A 7,514-nucleotide genomic window follows, 5' to 3' on the forward strand; every position below is an offset into this window, starting at 1 on the left:
CCTACACAAGCGCACGATGCTCAGCACATGTTGACAAATAATCCGGGCAACAACACGTGTGGCTGCGCACGCACGTCCTGCTGACCCTTCTGTTTTTCGGCTTTTTCATCGCCTTCGTAATTGGCATCGCCTTCACCAGGCTGGACCGCAACATGGCGTCGCTCTTGGAACGCACGCAAACCATCGCCTGGCTGACGGTCGATGGTTCTTTCGCGACCGGCGAGGTCGCGTTGGATGCACTGATGGCCGGAGCGGACGACCTGACCGCCGTGTCCCGGGCCCTGGATCGACAGGTGTTCGCCGACATCTGGTTTGTGACGGACGAAACGGGACAGATCCTCCAGACGAACCTGATCGGAGGTTCTGTCCCGAGGCCTTTTCGAGCCCTTGCAGTGCGGTGCGCCGAAGTCGGTCAGACTATCCGAACGTTTGAAGCGCTGGATCTGAGCGAGCTGGCGGCCTACAGCCCGTGGCTGGCGCATCGTGCCCTGGTCGCGAACGCAGAGCCCGGTGCCGCCTACGGCGCCCTGTTTCAGGTGCTGGCCGTGCCCTACCGCCCCAGTGACGCCGTTCGGGGCGCTGTGGTAGTGGCTCGCCTGCTCAACAATGACACCACCATCGCCGATCAGGTCCAGAGCTTGATCCCTGACTCCTTCTCCACCATCGCCGTGGCGGGGGTTCGCATCGCAGGCAACCTGCGAGTCGCCGGTGGGCCTCTCTCCAACGGCATCGGTCAGCGACAGGATGAGAGGCTGGTTGCCACGGTGACGCGCGGCGAACGGTACATCGGTCGGGTCACACTCTCCGACGGTGTGGTGTACCTGGTGGTCTCCGACCCCATTCGGAACAGCCAGGGCGAAGTGATCGGAGGGCTCAGCACGGGCCATCCCTCCCAAGGTCTCGCGACCCTGAAACGCGACGCCGCCGCGTATACCCTGGCCTCGGCCATCCTGTCGCTGGCCGCAACCGTCATGGCGAGTTTGCGAGTTTCCCGCCGACTCTCACGCCCGATCGTGCAGCTGGCCGACATTGTCCGTCAGCTTTCCGAAGCAGAGAAGGTTAAGCCAGAGCACATCGAAATGCTGAAAGGGCTGCCGGCACCGCGAACCCGCGAAATGGTCGCCCTGCAGAATTACTTCTTGCGGGCGACCATTGCACTGTACCAGAAGAACCAGGAGATCCTCGGTTACGTCAAGCGCATCGAGCGCGACCGCAACAGCCTGCGGCAACTGGCGAACCGCCTCAAGCACTTGAACGAGACCCTGGAGGCCCAGGTCGAGGAAAAAACCCTCGAACTGCGGGTGGCGATGCTCGACTTGATGGAGTCAAACAAGTTGAAGGACAAGCTCCTGGCCAACGTTAGCCACGACCTGCGCACTCCACTCAACGCGATCGTCGGTTTCTCGGTCGCACTCCTGAACGGCCTTTACGGCGAGCTCAGCGAACAACAACGGGTCCGGGTGCAGATTATCCACGAGAGCGCCAGCGATCTACTGCGGCTGATCAACGACTTGCTGGATATATCGGTACTCGCACAGGGTCAGCTTCACCTGGACCTTCAGGAGATAGATGTTCACGACGTGATTCTCGCCGTGGCCGCCATCATCCGGCAGCAGTGCGAGCAGAAGGGCCTTCAGCTATCGTTGGAGCTTGCCCATAGGCAGTTGGTCATCACCGCAGATCCCATCCGCATCAAACAGGTCTTGTACAATCTACTCTCCAACAGTGTGAAGTTCACGCCGACCGGCGGGACCATCACCGTCAGGACCTCCTCAGGGCCGGAGGGGATCAGCATCATGGTCATGGACACCGGCGTCGGCATTGCTGAGGCAGACCTGTATCACGTGTTCGACGAGTTCTACCAGGCAGAGAACGTCGCCACAACAGGACGGGGCGGCGTCGGCCTGGGACTGCCCCTCGCCAAGAGACTGGTCGAGGCCCATGGCGGCCGTGTTGAACTCCAGAGCCGGGTGGGGCAGGGCACGACGGTGACGGTCCACTTGCCATTTCGTGCCGTTGATCCGAGCTCAAAAGGCTAGGGGCGATTGCAAATGGACGGAACTACGGCAACGATCCTGGTCGTCGAGGACGACAAGAACAGCGCCATGCTCATCATGGACCTGCTCACCGCCCACGGCTACAGGGCCGTCAGCGTGGAGAGCGGCAAGGCCGCCGCGGCGATGCTGGCACAGCGCCGGTTCGACCTGGTGATCCTGGACCTACGCCTGCCCGAGCAGACCGGATTCGTGGTGGCGGAAGCCATAAGGCGGAATCCGGCCACGGCGCATGTGCCGATCGTGGTGGCCAGCGCCTACACCGACCGCCAGAACCGCCTGCGCGCTTACCGCTCGGGGATCAACGTGGTCCTCAGCAAACCCATCGATACCACAGAGCTGGTCCTGGTGGTGAAGAACCTTCTGGCCATCAGCCGCGCCCCGGCGACCGACGACCCCGATCTCGAGCCTTAGCCGGTGGGGCGCACCAGCCCATGGCCTTTCCCGCTGCCACAGGCAGCGGTTGGAGCGACGGAATCAGGGGCGTGGCACCGGGGTGGGGCCGGCAGCGTCCGCATTACTCCTGGTCGGGCGAGGCAACGGGTAGCAACAGCGTGAACGTACTCCCCTCCCCCACCCGGCTCTCGCAGGCGACGCGCCCGCCGTGCAGTGCGGCGATGCGGGCCACGATGGCGAGCCCCAGCCCGGCGCCGCCGCTCCGGCGGGAGCGGGAGCCGTCCGTCCGGTGCATCGGGGTGAAGAGGTGCGGCAGCTGTTCAGGCGGAATGCCCTCGCCCGTATCGGCCACGGCGATCTCAAGCCAGTCTCCCGCCCGGCGCCACGACAGCCGGACCTCGCCGCCGGGCGGGGTGTGGCGCAGGGCGTTGGCGAGCAAGTTGCCGATGGCCCGTTCCATCAGGGCGGGATCGAGCCGTGCCGTAAGCGCCGGCCCGTCCGCCCGGAGCGCCACCCCCTTCTCGGCCGCCTGCACGGCGAAGGCGCCCAGAGCCGCCCGGAGGAAGTCGGCCAGGTCCACCTCCTGCCGGTCTACCCGGGTCTCGGGCAGCTCCAGCCGGGCGAACTGGAAGAGGTCCTCCACCAGCCGCTCCACCTCGGCCGTCTTCCGGAGGATCACCTCGGCGTAGTGCGCCGCCTTCTCCGGCTCCCGGGCCAGGCCGTCCCTGAGCCCCTCGGCGAAGGCGCGCACCGAGGAAAGCGGCGTGCGCAGGTCGTGGCCGATGGCGGCGATGAGCTGCCGCCGCTCCTCCTGCAGCGCCGCCTGCCGCTCCAGGGCGGCCTTGAGGCGCTCCTGCATGGCGGCAAACGCCTGCCCCAGCGCGTCCAGCTCCCGCACCTGCGACCGGGGTAGGCGAAAATCCAGGTCCCCCGCCGCCACGGCGGCGGTGGCGGCCTCCAGCTCCTTCAGGGGCCGCAGCATCGCCCGGTCGGTCCAGAGGAGCACCAGCACCAGGAGCACCAGCAGGGTGACCAGGCCCGCCCCCAACCCCACCTTCGTGGCGGCGGAGACGCCGGAGAGCGTCGCCGCCGGCCAGATCCAGAGCCGCAGAACGCCCAGGGGCTCGCCGTCCCGCCGCAGGATCGAGACCCGCTGGCCGGGCTGCACCGTGAACCCGGTGAGCATCAGTTCCCCGTCCACCACCGACGGGCTGGCGTAGCGCACCCGGTCGTCCAGGCTGCGCACCTCCAGGGCGAAGGCCCAACGCTGGTGCAGCCGCTCCAGCTCAGCGGCGAACCCGGGGCCGTCCAGCTCATCCCACCGGTCCGTCACCAGGCGGACGACAGCCTGCTCGGCCGCGGCCACCTCCTCGGCCGCCGGTTCGCTGGCCGACACCCTGGCGACCAGGGTGCCCACCAGCCCCCCGCCCAGGGCCAGCAGCGGCAGGAGGAGCAGCGCCAGGCCGGCCAGGAGCGCCAGGGCCCGCAGGCTGTACGTGCGCCTCATCGCGGCTCCCCCTCGAACCGGTACCCGATCCCCCGCACCGTCTGGATGAACCGGGGTGCGGCGGGGTCGGGTTCAACTTTCTCCCGGATGCGGTTGATGTGCACCGTCACCGTGCGGGGGTCGCCGAAGTCGCCCCACACCCGGTCGTAGAGCTGTTCCCGGCTGAAGACCTGCCCGGGGTGGCGGGCCAGGAAGAGGAGCAGCTCCAGTTCCTTCGCCGTCATGGGCACCTCCCGGCCGTCCCGCCAGACCCGGTAGCCCCGGGGGTCGATGCGTAAGGAGCCGAAGTCCAGGATGCCAGACTCCGCCCCGGGCCTGCGCCGGTACCGGCGGAGCAGCGCCTTCACCCGGGCCACCACCTCCGGCGGGCTGAAGGGCTTGGTCACGTAGTCGTCGCCGCCCAGGCCGAGGCCGCGGATCTTGTCGGCGTCCTCTCCCCTGGCGCTCAGGAAGAGGATCGGCACGTCGCTCACCGCCCGGATCTTCCGGCAGACCTCGAATCCGCTCATGCCAGGCAGCATCACGTCCAGCACCACGCAGTCGAAGGCGCCGCCCTGGACCCGGGCCACCGCCTCCTCCCCGGTCTCCACGCCGACCACGCCGAAGCCCTCGGCCTCGAAGTAGTCGGTGAGGATCTCGATCAGCTCCGGTTCGTCGTCGGCCACAAGGATCTGCGGCTGGCGCACGGGACACCCCTCCCTTTTTCGTACTGTTTATCTTCCGTTGATCTGCGCCCGCCCGGGATTTGCCCCGGTCCTGGCAACGTAGAAGGCGGAGGTGGTCAGCATGGAAGTCATCGTCGCACAGGGGCTTCGCCGCCGCTTCGGGCGGGTGGAGGCCGTGCGGGGGATCGACCTCACCGTCTGCAGGGGCGAGTGCCTGGGGCTGCTCGGCCACAACGGCGCCGGCAAGAGCACCACGATCCGCCTCCTCCTGGGGCTGATCCCGCCCACGGCGGGACGGGCGCTGCTCTTCGGACTGCCGGCGGGGCACCCGTCAGTGCGGGGCCGGGTGGGCTATTCGCCGGAGTCGCCCCACTTCTACCCTTTCCTCACCGCCCGGGAGACCTTGGACTTTTACCGGAAGCTGAGCGGCCTCCGTCCGGGCCAGACGGACCTGGACGGCATCCTGGCGCTGGTGGGCCTTTCTGACGCGGCCCGGCAGCAGGTGGGCGGCTTCAGCAAGGGGATGGTCCAGCGACTGGCGGTGGCCACGGCCCTGGTGGGGGACCCGGGGGTGCTCTTCCTGGACGAGCCGAGCTCGGGCCTGGACCCGGCCGGGCGGGTGGCGATGCGGGCCCTGATCCGCCGGCTCAAGCAGTCGGGCAAGACGATCTTCCTCAACACGCACATCGTAAGCGATGTCGCACAGGTGGCCGACCGGGTGGCTTTCATGAAGGCGGGGAAGGTGGTCGCCTTGGAGCCCCCGGTGGGCGACCTGGAGGCACGGTTCCTGGAGTGGATGGGAGGGGGTACGGCCGATGGCCTTGGTGCTTAACGTGGTGCGGGAGGGACTGCGGAACCGGTCGCTCTACGTCCTCACCGGCGTCGGGCTCCTCCTCATGTTCCTGCTGCTGGTGACCTCCGGCGGCACGGTGCGGGACGCCGCCGGCAACGACCTGCTGGCCGATGCCGCCGGCGCCATGCGGGTGGGCTTTGCTCTGGCGGGCTTTCTCGGAGCGCTGGTGGCGGTGGTGCTGAGCATGAACACCATCCCCCGGGAGTGCGATCGGGGAACCATGGAGCTCTTATTGGTGCGCCCGCTTGCCCGGTGGCGGATCGGCGCCGGGTTCTTTGCAGGCAATATTCTCAGCGCGTGGCTGTTCCTCCTGGCACTGGTGGTACCGCTCTTCCCGGCCCTCACCCTGCGGGGCGGCGCGGCGCAGGTGCCCGACCTGCTGCTCACTCTACCGGGGATCTTCCTGAACGTGGCTCTGGTTTCCGCCGTCACGACGCTGGTCTCGGTCTGGCTGCCCGGTCCGGCGGCAGGCCTGGTCGGTCTGCTGGCCTACGGCCTCGGCGCCTTCGGGCCGGAGCTGGCGGCGCTGGTTGCCCTGACCGACGCCTGGTGGACGCCCGTGGCCCGGGCGGGGCTCTGGCTGGTGCCGCCCACGGGGGAAGTGGCGGCCTCGGTGCTGCAGCGCTTCGCCCACGGAGGAGTGGGGGACCCCCGGCCGGTCCTCGCCGGCCTCCTCTACCTGTGGGCGACCGCAGGCCTGACGGCGGCCTCCTTCGGGTGGCGGGAGGTGTCGCGCCGGGCGGCGCTGCTCTTCCTGGGCGCCGGGCTCGTGCTCACCGCCGCCCTCCTGGCGGCGCCAGATCCCGCCGACTGGACGGACGAGGACACCGCCCTGCTGCAGGCGGCCCTCCGCCTGGGCGAGCAGGTGGCAGACCTCTTCCCCGGCTGGGCGCCGCAGGAGACGCCGGTTCTGCTGACCAAGGGCCGGGTGAACTACCTGGTCAACTTCCCCTCCGAGCTCGAAGCCCCGCCCGGCCGGCCGGTGGGGGCCGGCACGCTCCGGGTAGTCCGACTGGACCGTCCGGAGGTGCCGGTAGTGGCCAACGGCGTGGTGAAGGTGAGCGGCCGGGCCGTGGCACTGGTGGCCGGTCGCGCGCAGCTGGAGGGCGCGGTGGGCAGGCTGGAGGCGGGCCTCACGCTGGCCGACGGCGGCGAGGCCGAACTGCTGAAGGGGATGCTGCGGGCGGGCGCGGGGCAGTCGCTCACGGACGAGGCCTACGTGGGTGCCGTGGTGCACGAGCTGTTCCACGTCCACCAGATTCCGGCGCTGGAACAGTGGACCGCGGACTGGGACGGGGCCTACGCACAGGAGCGGCTGTGGGGCGAGGTCTACCAGGACGCGGAGAACAACCGCCTGCAGAACCTGGAGGCGGCGTACTTGCTCGAGGCCCTCCAGGCCCCCGACGACGGGGCGGCGCGAGACGCCGCCGCCCGGTTCCTGGCGGTGCGCGCCGAGCGGGCCGGGTACTGGCAGACCCGTCTGGGCCCGGTCGTCGCCGACCCGCTGCTGGAGTTGGAGCGGCTGTACGAGTGGCTGGAGGGGCTAGCCCGGTACGTGCAGGCGCACGTGGAGCCGGGCGGGGTCGAGGCGTTGATGGACGAGCTGACAGAGCCGGTGGAGGCAGGCATCGCTCGTGACCGGGTCTACCGGCTCGGGGCCGCCCAGGCGCTGGTGCTGGACCGGCTTAGCCCGGGGTGGCGGGTGGAGGCGATGAAAGGGGTGAGTTTGGAGGATTTGCTGCGGGAGGCGGTGGGATAGTGGAACAGAAACGGCGGCCCGGACCACCGGGCCGCCGCGTTCGAGGATTCCCCCACGTGCGTGGGGACTGACACACCCTCCGGCTCCAATAAGCACCGGACATCGGGTTCACCCCCACACCCGTGGGGACGACCTGATGAGATACTACCATACTTGGCGCTGACGCGGTTCACTCCGAAGCGCGTGGGGACGACACGCTGAGGGCCACTACTAGCCCGGAGACGCTCGGTTCACCCCCACGCGCGTGGGGACGACGCCAGCACAGCCGCCGCCGAAAAAT

6 protein-coding genes are annotated in these 7,514 nt (G+C 68.8%); 4 read left to right on the forward strand and 2 right to left on the reverse strand.

Annotation, left to right across the window (positions count from 1 at the left end):
* Positions 1-56: 56 nt before the first annotated feature.
* Together AB2385_RS16235 and AB2385_RS16240 are read left to right on the forward strand one after the other, a co-directional pair.
* The gene (locus AB2385_RS16235; protein ID WP_367656055.1) at positions 57-2,039 is read left to right on the forward strand and encodes an ATP-binding protein; all 1,983 of its coding nucleotides are present in this window, start codon (positions 57-59) and stop codon (positions 2,037-2,039) included.
* 12 nt (positions 2,040-2,051) lie between these two features.
* Positions 2,052-2,468 (forward strand): two-component system response regulator, encoded by a 417-nt coding sequence (locus AB2385_RS16240; protein WP_367656056.1) that lies wholly within the window; start codon positions 2,052-2,054, stop codon positions 2,466-2,468.
* A 103-nt stretch (positions 2,469-2,571) separates the two neighbouring features.
* Here AB2385_RS16240 and AB2385_RS16245 read toward each other — a convergent pair whose 3' ends face one another.
* Positions 2,572-3,957 (reverse strand): sensor histidine kinase, encoded by a 1,386-nt coding sequence (locus AB2385_RS16245; RefSeq protein WP_367656057.1) that lies wholly within the window; start codon positions 3,955-3,957, stop codon positions 2,572-2,574.
* Positions 3,954-4,643 (reverse strand): response regulator transcription factor, encoded by a 690-nt coding sequence (locus tag AB2385_RS16250; protein WP_367656058.1) that lies wholly within the window; start codon positions 4,641-4,643, stop codon positions 3,954-3,956. The genes AB2385_RS16245 and AB2385_RS16250 overlap by 4 nt, the downstream gene beginning before the upstream one ends.
* Positions 4,644-4,743: 100 nt before the next feature.
* Here AB2385_RS16250 and AB2385_RS16255 point away from each other — a divergent pair, with 100 nt between their 5' ends.
* Together AB2385_RS16255 and AB2385_RS16260 are read left to right on the forward strand one after the other, a co-directional pair.
* On the forward strand, positions 4,744-5,454 hold the full coding sequence (locus AB2385_RS16255) for an ABC transporter ATP-binding protein (protein ID WP_367656059.1): 711 nt from the start codon (positions 4,744-4,746) through the stop codon (positions 5,452-5,454).
* Positions 5,438-7,234, forward strand: coding sequence for an ABC transporter permease (locus AB2385_RS16260; protein WP_367656060.1), 1,797 nt, complete (start codon positions 5,438-5,440; stop codon positions 7,232-7,234). The genes AB2385_RS16255 and AB2385_RS16260 overlap by 17 nt, the downstream gene beginning before the upstream one ends.
* The last annotated feature ends 280 nt before the right edge of the window (positions 7,235-7,514 follow it).

The organism is Symbiobacterium sp. (assembly GCF_040797425.1).
In the GTDB taxonomy this organism is placed as follows: Bacteria; Bacillota; Sulfobacillia; order Symbiobacteriales; family Symbiobacteriaceae; genus Symbiobacterium.

Excerpts from the sequence above, each read along its gene's own strand:
- AB2385_RS16240 (WP_367656056.1), top strand. The coding sequence starts at position 2,052 with ATGGACGGAACTACGGCAACGATCCTGGTCGTCGAGGACGACAAGAAC.
- AB2385_RS16245 (WP_367656057.1), bottom strand. The coding sequence starts at position 3,957 with ATGAGGCGCACGTACAGCCTGCGGGCCCTGGCGCTCCTGGCCGGCCTG.
- AB2385_RS16255 (WP_367656059.1), top strand. The coding sequence starts at position 4,744 with ATGGAAGTCATCGTCGCACAGGGGCTTCGCCGCCGCTTCGGGCGGGTG.
- AB2385_RS16260 (WP_367656060.1), top strand. The coding sequence starts at position 5,438 with ATGGCCTTGGTGCTTAACGTGGTGCGGGAGGGACTGCGGAACCGGTCG.